Source organism: Lysinibacillus sp. NPDC097287, from assembly GCF_044761695.1.
GTDB lineage: Bacteria > Bacillota > Bacilli > Bacillales_A > Planococcaceae > Lysinibacillus.
This window is the reverse complement of record NZ_JBIWCX010000012.1, coordinates 25962-44072: the sequence shown is the minus strand read 5'-3', so window position 1 is coordinate 44072 and position 18111 is coordinate 25962. Positions and strand designations below refer to the sequence as shown.

The 18111-nt window shown below is 39.8% G+C and carries 23 protein-coding genes and 1 other annotated feature; of the genes, 1 reads left to right on the top strand and 22 read right to left on the bottom strand.

Features of this window, described 5'->3' with window-relative positions:
- Positions 1-66 precede the first annotated feature (66 nt).
- The 7 genes from yajC to ACIQ2D_RS15965 form a co-directional block, all read right to left on the bottom strand.
- A complete protein-coding gene (gene yajC / locus ACIQ2D_RS15995; RefSeq protein WP_402865735.1) occupies positions 67-342 on the bottom strand; it encodes a preprotein translocase subunit YajC in 276 nt (91 codons plus the stop codon).
- 135 nt (positions 343-477) lie between these two features.
- A complete protein-coding gene (tgt, locus tag ACIQ2D_RS15990; protein ID WP_402865733.1) occupies positions 478-1623 on the bottom strand; it encodes a tRNA guanosine(34) transglycosylase Tgt in 1146 nt (381 codons plus the stop codon).
- Positions 1624-1738: 115 nt separating this feature from the next.
- On the bottom strand, positions 1739-2782 hold the full coding sequence (gene queA / locus ACIQ2D_RS15985; protein ID WP_402865731.1) for a tRNA preQ1(34) S-adenosylmethionine ribosyltransferase-isomerase QueA: 1044 nt from the start codon (positions 2780-2782) through the stop codon (positions 1739-1741).
- A gap of 18 nt (positions 2783-2800) precedes the next feature.
- The gene (gene ruvB, locus ACIQ2D_RS15980; RefSeq protein ID WP_402753307.1) at positions 2801-3805 is read right to left on the bottom strand and encodes a Holliday junction branch migration DNA helicase RuvB; all 1005 of its coding nucleotides are present in this window, start codon (positions 3803-3805) and stop codon (positions 2801-2803) included.
- 18 nt (positions 3806-3823) lie between these two features.
- Positions 3824-4444 (bottom strand): Holliday junction branch migration protein RuvA, encoded by a 621-nt coding sequence (ruvA, locus tag ACIQ2D_RS15975; protein ID WP_402865729.1) that lies wholly within the window; start codon positions 4442-4444, stop codon positions 3824-3826.
- 150 nt (positions 4445-4594) lie between these two features.
- The gene (locus tag ACIQ2D_RS15970) at positions 4595-5458 is read right to left on the bottom strand and encodes a phosphotransferase (RefSeq protein ID WP_402865727.1); all 864 of its coding nucleotides are present in this window, start codon (positions 5456-5458) and stop codon (positions 4595-4597) included.
- Positions 5459-5462: 4 nt separating this feature from the next.
- On the bottom strand, positions 5463-6506 hold the full coding sequence (locus ACIQ2D_RS15965) for a LysM peptidoglycan-binding domain-containing protein (protein WP_402865725.1): 1044 nt from the start codon (positions 6504-6506) through the stop codon (positions 5463-5465).
- A 142-nt stretch (positions 6507-6648) separates the two neighbouring features.
- Between ACIQ2D_RS15965 and ACIQ2D_RS15960 the strand changes: the two genes are divergently transcribed.
- Positions 6649-7182 carry a transcription repressor NadR gene (locus ACIQ2D_RS15960; RefSeq protein ID WP_402865723.1) on the top strand — a complete coding sequence of 178 codons (534 nt, stop codon included), beginning with the start codon at positions 6649-6651 and terminating at the stop codon, positions 7180-7182.
- A gap of 349 nt (positions 7183-7531) precedes the next feature.
- Here ACIQ2D_RS15960 and ACIQ2D_RS15955 read toward each other — a convergent pair whose 3' ends face one another.
- From ACIQ2D_RS15955 to mreC, 15 genes are all read right to left on the bottom strand, one after another.
- Positions 7532-8695, bottom strand: coding sequence for a globin domain-containing protein (locus ACIQ2D_RS15955; RefSeq protein ID WP_402865721.1), 1164 nt, complete (start codon positions 8693-8695; stop codon positions 7532-7534).
- A gap of 273 nt (positions 8696-8968) precedes the next feature.
- Complete coding sequence (locus ACIQ2D_RS15950) at positions 8969-9358, bottom strand: thiol-disulfide oxidoreductase DCC family protein (protein WP_402865719.1); 390 nt, start codon at positions 9356-9358, stop codon at positions 8969-8971.
- A 22-nt stretch (positions 9359-9380) separates the two neighbouring features.
- On the bottom strand, positions 9381-10259 hold the full coding sequence (gene pheA / locus ACIQ2D_RS15945) for a prephenate dehydratase (protein ID WP_402865717.1): 879 nt from the start codon (positions 10257-10259) through the stop codon (positions 9381-9383).
- 104 nt (positions 10260-10363) lie between these two features.
- Positions 10364-10819, bottom strand: coding sequence for an ACT domain-containing protein (locus ACIQ2D_RS15940; RefSeq protein WP_402865715.1), 456 nt, complete (start codon positions 10817-10819; stop codon positions 10364-10366).
- Positions 10820-10844: 25 nt separating this feature from the next.
- The gene (obgE, locus tag ACIQ2D_RS15935; RefSeq protein WP_402865713.1) at positions 10845-12134 is read right to left on the bottom strand and encodes a GTPase ObgE; all 1290 of its coding nucleotides are present in this window, start codon (positions 12132-12134) and stop codon (positions 10845-10847) included.
- 5 nt (positions 12135-12139) lie between these two features.
- Complete coding sequence (locus tag ACIQ2D_RS15930) at positions 12140-12667, bottom strand: Spo0B domain-containing protein (RefSeq protein WP_402865711.1); 528 nt, start codon at positions 12665-12667, stop codon at positions 12140-12142.
- Positions 12668-12814: 147 nt separating this feature from the next.
- The gene (rpmA, locus tag ACIQ2D_RS15925) at positions 12815-13114 is read right to left on the bottom strand and encodes a 50S ribosomal protein L27 (RefSeq protein WP_010860051.1); all 300 of its coding nucleotides are present in this window, start codon (positions 13112-13114) and stop codon (positions 12815-12817) included.
- Complete coding sequence (locus tag ACIQ2D_RS15920; RefSeq protein WP_402753317.1) at positions 13111-13467, bottom strand: ribosomal-processing cysteine protease Prp; 357 nt, start codon at positions 13465-13467, stop codon at positions 13111-13113. Before ACIQ2D_RS15920 ends, rpmA begins: the two co-directional genes overlap by 4 nt.
- A gap of 16 nt (positions 13468-13483) precedes the next feature.
- Positions 13484-13792, bottom strand: a complete 309-nt coding sequence (rplU, locus tag ACIQ2D_RS15915) for a 50S ribosomal protein L21 (protein ID WP_010860053.1) — start codon at positions 13790-13792, stop codon at positions 13484-13486.
- 14 nt (positions 13793-13806) lie between these two features.
- Positions 13807-13883, bottom strand: a sequence feature (ribosomal protein L21 leader region).
- Positions 13884-13928: 45 nt separating this feature from the next.
- A complete protein-coding gene (locus ACIQ2D_RS15910) occupies positions 13929-14540 on the bottom strand; it encodes a zinc metalloprotease (RefSeq protein WP_402865709.1) in 612 nt (203 codons plus the stop codon).
- Positions 14530-15081 (bottom strand): peptidoglycan DD-metalloendopeptidase family protein, encoded by a 552-nt coding sequence (locus ACIQ2D_RS15905; protein ID WP_402865707.1) that lies wholly within the window; start codon positions 15079-15081, stop codon positions 14530-14532. The genes ACIQ2D_RS15910 and ACIQ2D_RS15905 overlap by 11 nt, the downstream gene beginning before the upstream one ends.
- A 94-nt stretch (positions 15082-15175) precedes the next feature.
- Positions 15176-15973 carry a septum site-determining protein MinD gene (gene minD / locus ACIQ2D_RS15900; protein WP_402865705.1) on the bottom strand — a complete coding sequence of 266 codons (798 nt, stop codon included), beginning with the start codon at positions 15971-15973 and terminating at the stop codon, positions 15176-15178.
- A 1-nt stretch (position 15974) separates the two neighbouring features.
- The gene (gene minC, locus ACIQ2D_RS15895; RefSeq protein ID WP_402865703.1) at positions 15975-16643 is read right to left on the bottom strand and encodes a septum site-determining protein MinC; all 669 of its coding nucleotides are present in this window, start codon (positions 16641-16643) and stop codon (positions 15975-15977) included.
- 27 nt (positions 16644-16670) lie between these two features.
- A complete protein-coding gene (gene mreD, locus ACIQ2D_RS15890) occupies positions 16671-17195 on the bottom strand; it encodes a rod shape-determining protein MreD (protein ID WP_402865701.1) in 525 nt (174 codons plus the stop codon).
- A complete protein-coding gene (gene mreC / locus ACIQ2D_RS15885) occupies positions 17195-18106 on the bottom strand; it encodes a rod shape-determining protein MreC (protein WP_402865699.1) in 912 nt (303 codons plus the stop codon). The genes mreD and mreC overlap by 1 nt, the downstream gene beginning before the upstream one ends.
- Positions 18107-18111 lie beyond the last annotated feature (5 nt).

Sequence of the window (18111 nt, the reverse complement as noted above, 5' to 3'; positions counted from 1 at the left end):
TACTTATCATTTTTTATACAAAAAAGACTTACAACATGTCCATGCATATTGTAAGTCTCTTTATCATTATTTTTTTAATAAGTCGTCGTTTACAACACGGCCAATTGCTTGACGGTCGAATTTTACACGAACATTATCAGCAATAATTAATGTTACAACTGTATCTTCAATAGCTTCTACAACACCGTGTAAGCCACCAATTGTAATAATTTTATCTCCACGTTGTAGACTGCTTTGCATATTTTGTGTTTCCTGCTGTCTCTTTTTAGCAGGACGGATTAAAATAAACCACATCGCAACGAACATCAATAAAATTGGTAATAAACCTAATAATTGATCCACAGTTCTTACCCCCTTTCTAATTCTCACTTTTTTAGTATAGACCATTCTACCCTAAAAAAGCGACGAACAAGCACAAAAAATTTCTATTTTACATAACATTTTACTAGCAAAGGTAAAATAATGCTCTATTTAAGCTTAAAAGTTCTTAGCATCCGGTTTGTTAAAGCCATATTTTTCAAAGAATTCTTCACGGAAGTCTCCAAGTCGGTCTTCACGAATCGCTTCACGCACTTGTTCCATTAGATTTAGAAGGAAGCGTAAATTATGATACGACGTTAAACGAAGACCAAATGTCTCTTCTGTACGGATTAAATGACGTACATAAGCACGAGAATAGTTTTTGCAAGTATAGCAATCGCAGTTTGGATCGATTGGACCAAAGTCACGTGCATACTTAGCATTTTTCACGACTAAGCGACCTTCAGATGTCATCAGTGTACCATTACGTGCAATACGTGTTGGTAATACACAGTCAAACATATCGATTCCACGGATAGCACCGTCAATAAGTGAGTCTGGTGAACCAACGCCCATTAAATAACGTGGTTTGTTTTCAGGCATTAATGGTGTTGTGAATTCTAACACTCTATTCATAATATCTTTCGGCTCACCTACTGATAAACCACCGATTGCATAGCCCGGGAAGTCTAGTTCTACTAAAGCTTCTGCAGAACGACGTCGTAAATCTTCGTATTCCCCACCTTGAATAATACCAAATAAACCTTGATCTTCTGGACGAGCATGTGCATCTTTACAGCGCTTTGCCCAACGAGTTGTACGGTCTACTGATTTCAACATATATTCATGTGTTGCAGGGTATGGTGGACATTCATCAAATGCCATCATAATATCAGAACCTAAATCATTTTGGATTTCCATCGCTTTTTCTGGACTTAGGAAAAGCTTGTCCCCATTTAAGTGATTACGGAAATGTACGCCTTCTTCTTCAATTTTACGGAATTGGCTAAGTGAGAACACTTGGAAGCCACCTGAATCTGTTAAGATTGGACGATCCCAGTTCATGAATTTATGCAGACCGCCTGCTTCTTTCACGATATCATTACCTGGACGTAGCCATAAATGATACGTATTTGAAAGAATAATGCCGGCATTCATTTCTTTTAACTCTTCCGGAGACATCGTTTTAACTGTTGCTTGTGTCCCTACTGGCATAAATGCTGGTGTTTCAAATGAGCCGTGTGGTGTATGCACGATACCAAGGCGTGCTCCTGTTTGCTTACATGTATGAAGTAGTTCATAACGAATTGCTGGTTGTGTCATAAAGTAAAAAACCCTCTCTTATCTTGAATAAACACAGAGGCTCGCACGATGCGAGTCAGTCAGCCGTTTGCGCAGGATGTACCGCTCTTAGACTGACTTCCACTGATTATTAATATTATTTATTTTTTGGTCGAATAAACATCGCATCACCAAAGCTAAAGAAGCGATATTTTTCTGCAACTGCTTGGTTGTATGCACTTAAAATAGTTTCTTGTGTCGCTAGTGTACTCACAAGCATTACAAGTGTTGATTTTGGTAAATGAAAGTTTGTGATTAAACCATCTACGACTGAGAATTCATAGCCTGGATAAATGAAGATTGAAGTCCAACCTTGCTCAGCACGTACTTCACCATCATATTTTGAGCCGATTGTTTCTAACGTGCGCGTCGAAGTTGTACCAACTGCAACGACATTGCCGCCGTTTGCTTTGACACGATTAATGACCTGTGCCGCTTCTTCCGTCACACTATAAAACTCGGAATGCATTTCGTGGTTTTCAATGGAGTCTACACTTACTGGACGGAATGTTCCAAGTCCAACATGTAGTGTGATAAATACAATTTCTACACCTTTTGCTTTAACTTGTTCTAATAATTCTTCTGTGAAATGAAGACCTGCTGTTGGTGCTGCAGCAGAACCACGCTCTTTAGCATATACCGTTTGATAGCGATCCTGGTCATCTAACTTTTCACGAATATACGGAGGCAGTGGCATCTCACCAAGCTGCTCTAAAATTTCATAGAAAATACCGTCATACTTAAATTCGAACAAGCGTCCGCCATGGTCCAATTCACCGGTACAAGTGGCAGTCAGTAAACCTTCACCGAACGTAACAACAGTGCCTACTTTCACTCGTTTTGCAGGCTTCACAAGTGTCTCCCATTCATCTGTACCAGCTGTTTGTTTTAACAGTAGTACTTCGATATGTGCACCTGTTTCCTCTTTTACACCCATTAAACGGGCTGGTAATACACGTGTATCATTTAACACTAGGCAGTCTCCTGCATTTAGCTCATCTAATATATGCGCAAATTTGTGGTGCTCCACTTTCTCTGAAGCTGGTGTCACAACCATTAAACGACTTGCAGTACGATCCACAAGTGGTGTTTGCGCAATTAGTTCCTCTGGTAATTCAAAATCAAAATCTTCTACACGCATTGTAAATACTTCCTTCTTTTATGTTTGTTGAGGATACTCATATCCAAAATGTTCGTAGGCAAGATGTGTAGCCACGCGTCCCCTTGGCGTACGCTGGATTAAACCAATTTGCATTAAATATGGCTCGTACACATCCTCAATTGTCACACGTTCTTCACCAATAGATGCAGCCAGTGTATCCAGACCTACAGGACCTCCTTGGAAGCGCTCAATCATATTGGTTACAAGCTTATGGTCAATATGGTCGAGTCCTCTTGGATCAACTTGTAACAGTTCGAGTGCTTGTTTAGCAAGCCCATCAGTAATCATACCATCTCCGAGAACCTGTGCATAATCTCGCACTCGTTTCAATAAACGATTTGCAATACGCGGAGTCCCACGGGAACGTCTCGCCATTTCACCAGCAGCTACCTGCTCAATTTCCACATCAAATAAATGCGCACTGCGCACAACAATCTCAGCAAGTGAAGCATCATCATAATATTCTAAGCGCAAAAGTACACCAAATCGATCTCGTAGTGGTGCTGATAAAGCCCCAGCTCTCGTCGTTGCTCCAACGAGTGTAAACGGTGGTAAATCTAATCGTACCGAACGTGCTTCAGGGCCTTTTCCAACGACAATATCTAGACAGAAATCTTCCATAGCCGGATACAATACTTCCTCAATCGCACGAGGTAAGCGATGGATTTCATCGATAAATAACACGTCTCCCGGTTCAAGCGAGCTTAAAATTGCCGCTAAATCCCCAGGTCGCTCAATCGCTGGTCCACTCGTCATGCGCACATTAACATTCATTTCATTGGCAATTACAGCAGCGAGCGTCGTCTTACCAAGCCCAGGAGGACCATATAAGAGCACATGATCTAAACTTTCCTGACGAAGCTTTGCCGCTTCAATGAAAATTTGAAGATTTTCTTTTACTTTATGTTGTCCAATATACTGCGATAAACGCTGTGGACGTAAAGATAATTCAAATTGCTCATCAAAAGTGCCTGCTTCACCATTTATTAATCGTTCCGACATGAGCTCACCCTCCTTTCATTATGTCAATTTCAATAACAATTGTAACGCCTGCTTCATATACGCATCTGTCGTTTGCAGACTGTCATTTTCCTCAAGTCGCGGACGAATTTTGTCCAATTCCTTTTCTGAATAACCGAGTGCCATTAATGCTAATAACGCTTCTTCTAACTCATGCTTATGTGGGTTGACGCCGAATAACGGCAACTCATCCTCCATACTTGGCAATTCAATCGTGTCTAAAAGTGCGCCTAGCTTGCCTTTTAAATCGAGGATCATTTGACGCGCAGTTTTCTTCCCAACACCTGGGAACTTCACTAAGAACGGCTCGTCCTCACGTTCAATCGCGCTAATCACTTGTTGTGGATTCCCTGTCGCTAAAATGGCAAGTGCTCCCTTAGGGCCAATACCTGACACTAAAATGAGCTTGCGGAATAGCTCACGCTGATCTAAAGTCGGAAACCCATATAAAAGCTGTGCATCCTCACGCACATGCAAATGTACATAGATTTGCTGCTCTGTTGCACTCATACGGAAAGCAAATGGATTTGGGGTATTTAACTGCCAGCCAATTCCGTGTTGCTCTAGCACAATATATTCAGGCGTAATACGTGTTACTTGTCCTTTTAAATAATCATACATCTAAAATCCCTCACATTCATCGTTATCGATTATAGCATATAGCGAACGAATGCTCGACAAAAAGAAAAGGTGAAAGTACCCTCTTTACAACCAATGGGAAAAAGAATGACCGTCATGTCAACGGTCATTCTCAGCTATTTTTATATGCTATTATGTCTCTACAAATCTATCACTATCGTACCACAATCTTGGCCAATATGTGAGCGCGCGTTTCGTAAATGGTAGTAAATAATCTAAAAACACCATCTGTTGATTTAGTGGTAAATCCAACACATACAACCATTCACGTAATAGCTCATTAGGAAATTTTAATCGATGTAGTTTTCTTTTATCTAAGCGCTTCAGTTGTGGTAATTCGACCAATAACTTTTCTAAATCATAATCCACTGCCGGCAATACTCGGTGTAGCCATAAGATATATTCATCATCTGCCTCACCTAAATGAGCCAAGTCAAAATCTATAAAACGTAGTTCCCCATCAGTGCACCATAGAAAATTATGATGCACCACATCTCCATGCAATAGCGTTAATTCCTTTTCCTGCACATCTTCCATTTCAATAAGTCGTATCGCTTTTTCGCTATATTTGAGTATTTGTGCAACCTCTTCTTTCGTTAAAAACGCACGTATCTCATTGCGTCGACTTTTAAAGCGCATCAAACGCATTTGCCATTTTAATAGTTGTGAGTGTTGGTGCAATCCTTGCACTTGTTGCCAAGCAATATTTCTAGACGAATCATGCAATGAAATTAATAAATCAAGCGATTGCTGTCGATCCTTTTTCTTCGAGAAATCTGCACTATGACTACCTTCTTGCCATAATTGCACAATAAGTTGTTCATCATCACTCGGTACTAACGGTAATGCAAGCGAAGGCTCAAAATGAGCTAGTTGCTGATGAATCGTTCTTACTTTTTCAGCAACTTCTAATTGCTTCGCTCTTTTCACAAAATAATAATTGGATTCATATTTATACTTCCAGATATTAGGCTTTAATTCCTCAACGATATACACGTTTTCACCATCGATAAGGCGTCATCCCACCGGGGAAATGTTGCGGTGGCATCCATGGCGCAAATGGTGGGCATGGCGGTTGACAGTGACATTGATCAAATTGCCAATTCGGCATCATTGGTGGTTGCGGTTCACAAGGTTGTTCCATTTGCTGATGGTGGTGGTGTTGATGGTGGTTTACATTAAATAAAGAAGAAAATGAGCTCGATTCTTGGAATTTACCAGCACCTGCGATATCATAGGCAGGCATTGGGCATGGTGCTTCTTGTGGTGGCATTGGCATTGGCATCGGACATGGCATCCCTTGTGGTGGCATTGGCATTTGCATCGGCGGCATTGGCCAAATCATCTGATGATGTATTGGTTGGTGGCAACTCGAACAATGCGGTACCTGTGGCATCATGTGCATTTGTGGTTGGTGGCAACTCGAACAATGTGGCATCATGTGCATTTGCGGTTGATGACAACTCGGACAATGTGGTACCTGCGGCATTTGTGGCATGATATTCATTGGTGGTGGGGGTGCTGGTTGTGGCGGAGTTGGTTTAGTAACTGGTGGTGCTGGTGCTGGTTGTGGTGCTGGTGTGTGAATCTGGATTGGCGGTAAAGCTGGATGTTCCATTTGTGGCATAACTAATTGCTGATTCCAGTTCATCTCTAGTGGCGGTTGCATCCACATCATCTGTGGTTGCTGCATAGGCATTGGCATCGGGAATGGTATCGGGATCATTTGTGGCTCTGGTCTTGGCGGTGGCGCCGGCAGAGGTCTCGGCTCCTCCTTTTTAACACTTTCCTTTACATGATGCGTTGGTTGAACAGGTGCTTCTTTTACATGATGTGTTGGATGAACAGGTGCTTCTTTTACATGATGCGTTGGTTGAGCAGGTGCTTTGTGTATTTTTTCAGGCAAAATAATCTCCATGCCGGGCACAATATAATCGGGGTTGGCAAGATGGACGTTGAGCCGTTTCAAATCTTCAAACGAAATGCCGTACTCTTTGGCAATCTTCCACAATGTATCTCCCTTTTTAACAATATGAATACGCACTTTCTTCCTCCCTTCCTCTCTTACGTATCATATGTGCGAATCTCCAATTGGATACAAAAAATTCACGCATAACCCAAAAGCTTCATGTTACACTAAGCACTAAGGAATTGGTTTCCTTCATTACTGGCAGAGGTGATCTCTTATGAAAAAAATGTTAGGCGAAGAACGCCGACTGCAACTTCTTATACAATTACAAAAAAGCAAGGCACCCATTACAGGGACAGATTTAGCGAAATTCGCGAATGTTTCTAGACAAGTCATCGTGAATGACATGACACTTTTAAAAGCTAGAAATGAGCCAATCATTGCAACAAGCCAAGGCTATCTATACATGCATCCAGATCAACTCACTCAAACTGTTGAACGCACGATTCCTTGCTTCCATTCTTCTGAAGATGCAAAAGATGAACTCCTTACAATTGTCGACCGTGGGGGCACAGTAAAGAACGTGATTGTCGAACATCCCATTTACGGCGAAATCACAGCTTCCATTATGGTGTCTAATCGACATGATGTAGAAAGATTCATACAGCGTGTTCAAGATACAAAAGCTAGCTACCTATCAGAACTTACAGGCGGAACACATTTACACGTTATTTCTGCACCATCTTTAGAAACACTAGATGTAATCGAAAATGCCTTACGTGCTAAGGGCTATTTAGTGAATGAACAATAGTTTTACAACCATCTACTTACAAAATTAGATTAGTCTATCCCTCGTAAAGTAAAAGAACTTTTTTCTAATAGATATCTAGTTGATTGGAGTGGAAGGTGGCGACTCCTAGGGGATCAGCGAGCGACTTGAGACCCTGCAGGAGCACTAGGGGAACGAAGGCTAAAAACGTCACGTCCTGTGACAATTTATCTGCGCGAAAGCGAAGCGACAGCAGCACACGCCTTCATGACCAACATCCTGTTGCCCTGAAGCGGCTCAAGGCTCGCCCCCTGGAAAGCGCCGCCTGTAACGGAAATCAACGGTGCCTTGAACAAAGTGAAAAGATTGTCCAAATATGGACAATCTTTTTTCATAGGAACATCGTTGAATCAAAAAATGTACGATGTATTTGTATTTTATTTTCGTTTTCCGCCTGTAGCTGCTCGACAATTTCATCCATGAATAACTTTGAGCCACATAGATAAATATCAGCATTTTTCTGATGGGCAGCTTCAGGTAATGTTGCCAAATGTCCATCCATATTACTGTCCTGATAATACGCTTCATACTTTCCATGCTTAAAATGATTTATTTTTCTTTGCAATAATTCTTGATATATAGCGACTTCTTGGTTTTGTGCAAATTGAATAAAGATAATCGGATTATCAATATTATCCTCCAATGAGTCCACTAAATGTTTCAATGTCGCAGTCCCAATACCCTCACTTATAAAAACAATCGGGTTATCCGTTTTCTTCAACACAAACAAACCTGCTGGGGCGCTGACTTCCAATAAATCCCCTTCCATCGCCACATCAAGTAAGTAATCTGTCACACGGTCATTCATATGAACATTCGGGTTTGGATACATCGTAAGTACATATCCACCCAGCTCTTTTTCTTCCGCGACTGCATATTGATGATTCAAAAAATAAGTTTCACCCGGCATTTTTATACGTACTGAAACGTATTTACCCGCTTCAGTCACCCCTACAATCTTGCCATCAAGCGGAACAATATGAAGGGCCATTGCAACATCATTTTTCCGCTCTTTCTTCACAATACGGAACGGTTTAAATAAACGCCAACCACCTTCTAGCTCAACTGCTTGATATAAATCTTTTTCGACTTGAATAAAAATATCAGCAATACGATTAAAAGCTAATTGTAACGCTGCAATGCCGTCTTCTGTCGCTTTATCGCCTAGTGCCTCGCGAATAGACGCTGTTAAATACTGCCCAACAATTGGGTAATGCTCGGGTTGAATACCCAAACTACGATGCTTATGTGCAACCTGCATAACAGCTGGAACAAAACGATCTATATGCTCAATTTGCATAGCAGCGCTATAAACTGCTTCAATCAACGATATTTTGGATCGACCTGACTTCTGAAGAATATGATAAAAAATATGTAATAGGTCAGGCGCATCTTTTTGTAACTTTTCAATAAATATATCTTTAATCTTCTCTCCATTCACACTTATTGCTGATGCAATTTTCTCAATTTCTTTTACTGTCTTTACCGAAAACATACTTTTCACTCCTTTTTTTGTCAAATTAATCCTCTTTTTATTAGTTTAGCACGTTTGGTTGTGCAAGGCAGCGTCATTTTATGGTCTTTCCCGCAAAACACTGCACCCACGTGATCTTACTTCTATCAGCTATGCCATTTGTGCACATATATCCGCTGTAATTTCAGGGGGAGCCGTTTTTTTCTGTTTTCATCTGAGTATCCGAAGTAGCCATAGGCAAAGTAAACACAAATAAAAAGCGCATATGCCATTGCAGCATATGCACAAAAGTATTTATAGAAATCGGTGTCTTTGTTCAGCAGTTGGCAACATACATGCTTCCTTTTGGCCAAATAAACGATAACGATTTTTCGCAAAAATTCGATAGAAAAGGTTTCGAATAATAGGGGGTACAACAAGAAAAACATAAAATAATTGCCAAGCCCCGTCTAAATGACGGCAAACTTTCAAGGCGGCAGTGGACTCCGTATAAGCTCGAACATCCTCTATCAAAATTACACTATTTACGTCAGCAGAAATTTCATATTCTTCAAGTAGCCTTTGCCCTGCTGCACTCTGAATGGAGGCAAATTGGTAATAAGCAGCCTTATCGCGCTTCATAATAAACTGCACACTGCTATCACAAAAATTACAAACACCGTCAAATAAGATAATACCTCCCATTTAACCACCCCCAAACCGAATTTTACGCCTCTTCTGGTGTAATATATGTAAAGTATGTGCCAAGTGACTTCACTTTGCAACCAAGAGCAGCTAGCTCTTCCATAGCTCCTCGCATCATCGGTTCTTTTTCATCTGCCAATACATCAATCATAAAGAAGTAGTCACCTAGTCCTGTTTTTAAAGGGCGTGACTCAATTTTACTTAAATTTAACTGGCGCCATGCAAAAACGGATAGCACTTGGTGAAGTGCTCCTGAACGGTCCGTTGGTAAGGTAATCATAAAAGTTGTTTTTGCCTTACCATCTGATAATTCTTGTGGCAGACGTTTGTTTTGCTTCGATAATACGAAGAAGCGTGTATGATTGAAATGGAAGTCATGTATGTTTGCTTGTACAATCTCCAAACCATATTTTTCAGCTGCTGAAGCATTCCCAACTGCAGCGATGCATTCATCTGTGTTTTCAGAAACGTACTTTGCTGCTGCAGCTGTCGATGTTGTTTGATGTAGTGGCACATCGCTAAAACGGTAAAATAAGTACTTATGACATTGTGCTAAAGCATGCGGATGCGAATAGACACCCTTTATAGACTCCCAGTTTTCCTTTTGCACTTTATTGACCATTAAATGCTGCTGAATTTTTGATTGTACCTCGCCTGTTACATAAAGCGTTGCCTCGTGGAATAGATAATCAAGTGTTAGTGGTACCGAGCCCTCTAATGCATTTTCAATCGGTACAACCGCTAAATCCACTTTGCCCTCAGCCACAGCCTCAATGCATTCTGGAATTGTTGCACATGGCACGAGCCATTCATTCGGAAAAATCCCCTTCGTTGCTAAATATGTAAACGATGCTTCTGGTCCTAAATATGCGACTCTATTTTCCCATTGTTGCTTTGTCATTGAAATTGCCTCCTTTGCTACAACTTGTAGCACTTAAACCATTCATAATTTTCTAATATTTTAGGTTAAAAAGAAAGAGCGCACTAAAAATGCGCCCTTTTCTATTATAATGCACCTGAACTAATAACTTCTGCAGATTCTACAAAATCAAGGCGTTTTAGTTGTTGCATTAATTCATCCAACTCACAGCTCATACTCGTTACATCTAATGATAGCGTGACGTTTGCACGACCTTGAATTGGAATTGTTTGATGGATTGTGAGTATATTACAATGTGTGTTCGTCACAGTTTCCAATAGCTTTGCAAGTGTTCCTTTACGGTCTTGAAGCTGTAAAAAGACTGTTAAAATCCGTTCTTGCACAATAGAGTGGAAAGGAAAAACAGCATCACGATATTTGTAAAACGCACTACGCGATAAATCTACTTGTTTTACCGCATCCCATATGGAAGATACCGTACCACTTGAAAGTAAGTGTTTCGCCTCCAAAGTTTTTTGCATAGCATCTGTCAAAACGTCTTCACGAACTAAATAATATCGCTGGTTAGCAACGTTTTTCATACTCTTCCCCCTAAAAACCTATTCTTTAGTCGACAAATTCGAATTCGAATTCTAGTAAGCGTACGATATCGCCATTTTGCGCACCACGTTCACGTAATGCCTCATCGACACCCATACCACGTAATTGACGTGCAAAACGACGTATACCGTCCTCGCGACTGAAGTCTGTCATTTTGAAGATACGCTCAATCGCATATCCACTAAGAATGAATGTACCATCAGGTTCACGAGAGATTTCGATTGTATCTGCTTCAGATTGGTGTTTGTAAAGCACCGTTGCATCTGATTCTTCATCAAGATCTTCGAATAATGGGAACTCTGGAGTCACTTCTAGTAAATCAGCAATTTCAAATAATACCGGCTTTAAGCCTTGGCGTGAAACTGCTGATACTGGGAAGATTTTCACATCTCCGCCCACTTTTTCACGGAAAATTTCTAAGTTTTCCTCTGCATCTGGCATGTCCATTTTGTTTGCGACAATAATTTGTGGACGCTCTGTTAAACGAAGATTATATTGTTTTAGCTCATCATTGATTGTTAAGTAATCTTCATAAGGATCGCGACCTTCCATACCAGACATATCAATAACATGCACGATAACACGTGTACGTTCAATATGACGTAGGAATTGGTGACCAAGACCAACACCTTCGTGCGCACCTTCGATTAAACCTGGTAAATCGGCCATTGCAAAGCTACGGTGATCATCCGTTTCAACCATTCCTAAGTTTGGTACGATTGTTGTGAAATGGTATGCACCTATTTTAGGCTTTGCCGCAGAAACAACTGAAAGTAATGTTGACTTACCTACACTTGGGAAGCCTACTAAACCTACATCTGCTAGTACTTTCAACTCTAATATAACATTTAATTCCTGTCCTGGCTCCCCTTTTTCAGAAAGTTCTGGAGCAGGATTGGCTGGTGTTGCAAAGCGACAATTTCCTCGTCCACCACGGCCAGCTTTTGCAATAATCGCTTGTTGACCATGCTCGACTAAATCGGCAAGGACTACGCCTGTTTCTTCCTCCATTACGACTGTGCCTGGTGGTACTTTAACGATTAAATCATTTGCACGTTTACCATGCATCCCTTTACTCATACCGTGTTCACCACGGTCAGCCTTAAAGTTGCGTTTATATCGGAAGTCCATTAACGTACGTAGACCCTCTTCAACCTCAAATACAACGTTACCACCGTGACCGCCATCGCCACCAGCTGGACCACCATTCGGTACAAATTTTTCACGACGGAAGGCTACCATACCATCTCCGCCGTCTCCACCTTTTACATAAATCTTGACGTGATCGACAAACATTTAATTCACTCCCTGCTTGCACTCAATACATATATCCAAGACGTATTTGTCTCTTCTATTGTTTGAATGTCGAATTGTTTCAAACCTTTTTCGGTGAATGCATCAGCACTCCAAAGTCCATTTAACGTAAACGTTACGGTGAATGTATCGTCCTCAACACGAACATCTATCGCTAAGCTCTGTTCAGTAAATGGATCTAATGTATCATAAACATGAATAACTGTTTTATTTAAGTATTCTACAACTGCCTCATCAATATTGTTTGTGACAGGTTTGCTAATCTCACCACTAATTTTCATTGGCAACGAAGGATAGCGCCAATTTGCTGTTTGTAGCCATTCCATCGTTTGTGGCAACTGTAGTCGATTTATGCTAGAAAGCACCCGTAACTGTTCAGAGAAATTTTGAATAAGTTTCTTTGATTCATCGATTCTACCTAAATCTAAATTCATGCGAATTAGTTGAAGCTGATTCACATAATCATGATTCGCAAAACGTAATACTTCACTAATGGTTAGTGATTGACTGTTCATCCCATTCACTCCAATAAAGTTATCTTCATTAGTATAACAAGTTTTATCGTTTTTTTCTCTTAATTCCTCACAACAACTATGATTTTTGAAGAAAAAAAAGGACTGCAATAAATGCAGCCCTCCGCTTTATGATCATAATTATGAAAATTAAGCTTGTTGAGTTTCTGGGTATACAGATACTTGTTTGCGATCGCGACCTAGGCGTTCGAATTTTACAACACCGTCAACTTTAGCAAATAGTGTATCGTCACCACCACGACCTACGTTTGTACCTGGGTAAATTTTTGTACCGCGTTGACGGTAAAGAATTGAACCACCAGTTACAAATTGGCCATCAGCACGCTTCGCGCCAAGACGTTTAGACTCAGAGTCACGTCCGTTTTTAGTAGAACCTACCCCTTTTTTCGATGCGAAAAGTTGAAGGTCTAATGCTAATAACAATTTCATTCTGTTCCACCTCCTACTTTGTTGTAGTTGATTTGGATATATTGTCCGTAATTTTGCACCATAGAATACACTTGGGCAGTCATTACTTGGACAATTAACTGTAGTTTTGCATCAATTTCGGGTTCTAAATCTGTTGGTAGATCTACCTTAAGATAGCCTCCACCTTCAGCTGCTTGTTCAACTTCTGGTTGTAATTGTAGTAGTGCGTATATAGCATTCACCGTACCAATGGCAATAGTAGATGCTCCTGCACATACTAAATCTTTACCAGATTCATCGTACTCAGCATGTCCTGAAAATTCAAATGCAGACACATGTCTATTTTCATCATGATGAATCGTAACTTGTATCATTAGTTACACCTCACAATTAAGCGTTGATTGACTCAACAACTAATTTTGTATAAGGTTGACGGTGACCTTGTTTACGACGGTAGTTCTTTTTAGCTTTCAATTTGAAAACAACGATTTTCTTTTGACGGCCTTCTTTCACAGCTTTAGCTGTTACTGTAGCGCCCTCTACGAATGGAGCTCCAACTTTAACGTTTTCGCCACCTACGAATAAAACTTTATCGAAAGTTACAACTTCGTCAGCTTCTACGCCTAATTTCTCAACATAGATTTCTTGACCAGCTTCTACTTTGATTTGTTTACCACCAGTTTCAATAATTGCGTACATTTTACTGCACCTCCTCTTAGACTCAGACTCGCCTGTTTATGAAGGTGATCACAAGGATACTTAAACCTTCCCAGAGCGGTTGTAGTAGCACGGGTGCTACAAACAATAACATTAAGATATTACCACATAGAATCTCTTAAGTCAACCTATGCATTACATATTTCTCAAATGCTAAACGGTATTTCCGGTAATTCCATTCTTTTATAACTTGCATCCACACAAAGAGACAGAGAATCACTAAAAAAAGTGACTGCGGTAAGTTACTTACTGTCATCAATAATATGACGGTCACAAAAAACAGGGAAAGCGAATGATAGAATTCAAAAGCTTTAGCACTCGGATAAAAAATATAAAGAAGTGCAAGAATAACTCTTCCCCCATCTAAAGGTATAACCGGCAATAGGTTAAAGGCTAATAACACGAGTTGAACATTTATCAATCTTTCTGCGATTAATTCCGGCATAAAAAAAGCGAAACCAATCCCTAATAACGAAGCGATTGGTCCACCTAAAGCAATCCACAAGAGCGATTTCTCATCAACAATCGTTGGATTATCAAATTCAATTTCTCCTCCGTATGGTGCTATCACACATGATTTCACCTTTACACGACAAAGCTTGGCGGCGAGTAAATGCCCTGCCTCATGCCATAAAAGTGCCCCTAATATGATTGAGTAATACGCAATCTGCCCACTAAAAATCATTAAAAATACGAAGGGGATACATAAAATATGCAATTTAATTTTCATTAGTATCCGTTCGAAGCCACTGGACAATTTCTTCTAAACTGTAATGTTTACTATCCTTTTCAATGGACATATATAATTGCCCTGCCTGTTTCATGCCGATTAAATCATTCACTTTTACAGATGTATAAGGTAGTTGTGCCAAACTATCAAGCATACCATACGAAACAGTCGTCCCATCTGCATAACTGATAGACATCGTCTTACCTGTATATTTTGTATGACCTGTAAACACAACGAGTCCTTCTTGACCAGTATGTACAGGCAATCCTACATCATACTGCAATAAAAAACCCTCTTGAAATGTTTCCGCTTTAGAGAATGATAATAAATCAGATTGCCCGATATCACTTGATACAACAATCTTCTCTTCCTCTTTTTTTAAGAGGCTTTGTCCAAGCTCAGTCAAATACGTCATATCCGCTGATGTTGTAACAAGCTTCCGTACAGGTGTTTTAAGGGTACCATTGTCCTCTAAGCGAATTACGAGCATAATGGCAGCTACAAGTATTGTCATAACAATCCATTTCCATTTTTTAAACAAGCCTTCATCCCTTTTTTCACACTATATGAGGCAGCATGTCCGTTCATGCAAAATAAAAACCTTTCCGCATAAATACGCGAAAAGGTTTAATAATTTATCTTGAAAATAATGCTTTGAATTTCGAAAACATGCCTTTACTTTCATCTTCAATAGCCATCAATGGCACTGACTCACCTAAAATACGACGAGCAATATTACGATAGCCTAAAGATGCTTTATTCGCAGGGTCCATGACAATTGGCTCACCTTTGTTTGATGATGAAATGACACTTTCACTATCAACGATAATGCCCAATAAATCTATCGATAAGTGTGTCGTAATTTCATTGACATCTAGTGTATCGCCATTTTTCATCATATGGTGACGAATACGGTTAATAATTAGTTTTGGCGCTGTGATTTCTTCCTGCTCTAGTAAACCGATAATACGGTCTGCATCGCGCACAGCCGAAATTTCCGGTGTCGTCACAACAATCGCATGATCCGCACCAGCAACAGCATTACGATAGCCCTGCTCGATACCAGCTGGGCAATCTATTAAAACATAATCATAGTCTCTTTTTAGTTCATCTACTAAACTCTTCATCTGCTCAGGTGTCACAGCGTTTTTATCTGTCGTTTGAGCAGCAGGTAATAAAAATAGTTTCTCATCAACACGTTTATCTTTCACTAGTGCTTGATGTGTTTTACAACGTCCTTCAACGACATCGACTAAATCATAAATAATACGATTTTCTAACCCAAGTATAACGTCCAAGTTTCGAAGTCCGATATCGGTATCGACTAAACATACTTTTTTACCTTGAAGAGCCAATGCAGTTCCAAGATTGGCAGTAGTAGTTGTTTTCCCTACTCCGCCTTTACCTGAAGTTATTACGATTGCTTCCCCCACATTAGCTTCCTCCTTTAGACGCAATTAAGAATGGTCGAATATTTTTCAACGCATGAATTTGGTCGTACATAATGCGACCATCATTTCCTATAAATGCACAAATCATCTCAGTTCTATTCACTTTTTTCACATATTCATCTGACATCACTTCAACCTGATCAGCAATCATAATATGTGTGGCTTCAAAACGAGAGGCTGCAATAATCGCTTCGTTATTGCCCTGCACACCAGCATGTACAATGCCTTTTAACTTTCCAAGCACATATACATTGCCGCCAGCTTCAACACGACCGTTTGGATTGATATTACCTACTATAATAATATCTCCAGGTGCACGAAGGATTTGACCAGATCTGACAACACCTACATATGTATCTTGTTGGCTCTCTAACATTCTCTGATTACTTTCATGTACAGTTAGTACATCACTTTGCACGTTCGTTACCGAAAGTTGCTCAGATTGTTGAATAATCTCTACTAATTCTTTCAATTGTTCATCCGAACAGTATCGGTAACCTAGATGTAATTGTACATCTACTTTACCGTCGATACTGCCTTCTGAAACTTTCCCCTTTAGTTCCTCTACTAAATCAACATAAGCGCATTGATCATCTAAGCGTAGGATAAAACCATCTTTTGTACCCTTCATATGAACAAGTTGTTTTTTCATGAACGTTTCACCTCACGTTGCTCGTTATTACGAAACTTCACGCGCCCTCTGTAAAACACGCGCATTAATTAGATACTTGAATGCCCAACCAAGAATCATTAAAAATAACATGTTGGCAATCATTGTAGGTAGCAACCGTGAAAGTAAAAATTCTGCTAGTGGAATCGATGTAAAATCGATTAAATAAAAGAATTGATAAAGTACAAATTCTAAAATAGCTACCAAAATAAGCGAAATAGTAGTAGTGACTACTAAATGCTGATGAATAACTTTTACGATTGAACCAGCTAAAAAACAAATAAGTGGATATAACACAGAGTATAATCCAATAATATCAATGTAAAAGACATCATACAAGAGACCAAAAAAAAGACCATACATCACCGCGCGCTGACGGCTGTAATAGATGGAAATAAAAATCAAATATAATATTAAAAATCTTGGCACTAAATAATAAATTTGCTCATTCAATTCAATCGGTGAAAGCATTGCAAATTCAGGTTCTAGCAAAAATAACAGTACCGCAATAGAGGGAATGAGAAATCGAACCATCATTCACCCTCCTCTTCACTGTCCTCTTGTGGATTTGTTAAATCCTTATTTGTCGAATTTCCATCCGCACCATCAATAACTGTCGATGTACGGTTTGCAATCATGACATACTCTAAAATTGAAAAATCGGCAGATGGTTTTACATATGCCATTTTTGTTAAGCCGTAATCATCAGTACTTATCTCTGTAATTTCACCAATTGGTATACCTTTTGGGAAAATCCCACCTAGCCCAGATGAAACAACTTGCTCGCCTTCTTTGACCATTAAGCTTGAATCGATTCGCTTCAAAATGAGTTCATTACGCTCTTCATCAAAGCCCTCTATTAAACCGTACGCTTCTTTTTCCCCTAAGACCATTGCCGATACACGGTAGTTTGGATTATTTGTATACAAAAGTTCTACCTCAGATGTAAAAGGTGTCACTAAAGTAATTTTACCAATTAAACCACTCGCTGTCATAACCGCCATATTCTTAGTCACACCATGTGATGAGCCTTTATCTAAGATGATTTTCTCTTCCCATTGGTCTGGATTACGGGCAATCACAGTTGCCTGAATTGGATTAAACGCTTTCAAATCTTCTGATTTTTCAATTTGTTCAAATTTCTTAATGTCAGATTTCAGTTGTAAAGCCTCTGTTTGTACAACTGCAAATTCTTCTAAGCGTGCTTTCAAGCGTTTGTTTTCTTCGTACGTATTTAAAAGAGAGTCAATGTTATTAAAAATACCTGCAATATAATTTGCCGGCTTCGCAACAATGGATTGTGCGACGCCGACAGTATCTTTAATAATTTGTTCCGGTAAAGTTGCGTTTGTCCGATCACGTAATGAGAAGCTAATCAATGCCACAAGAAAAATCATGCCCACGAGCAGCAATATTACTTTCTTATTGAAAAAAAAATGTGGCATTGCCT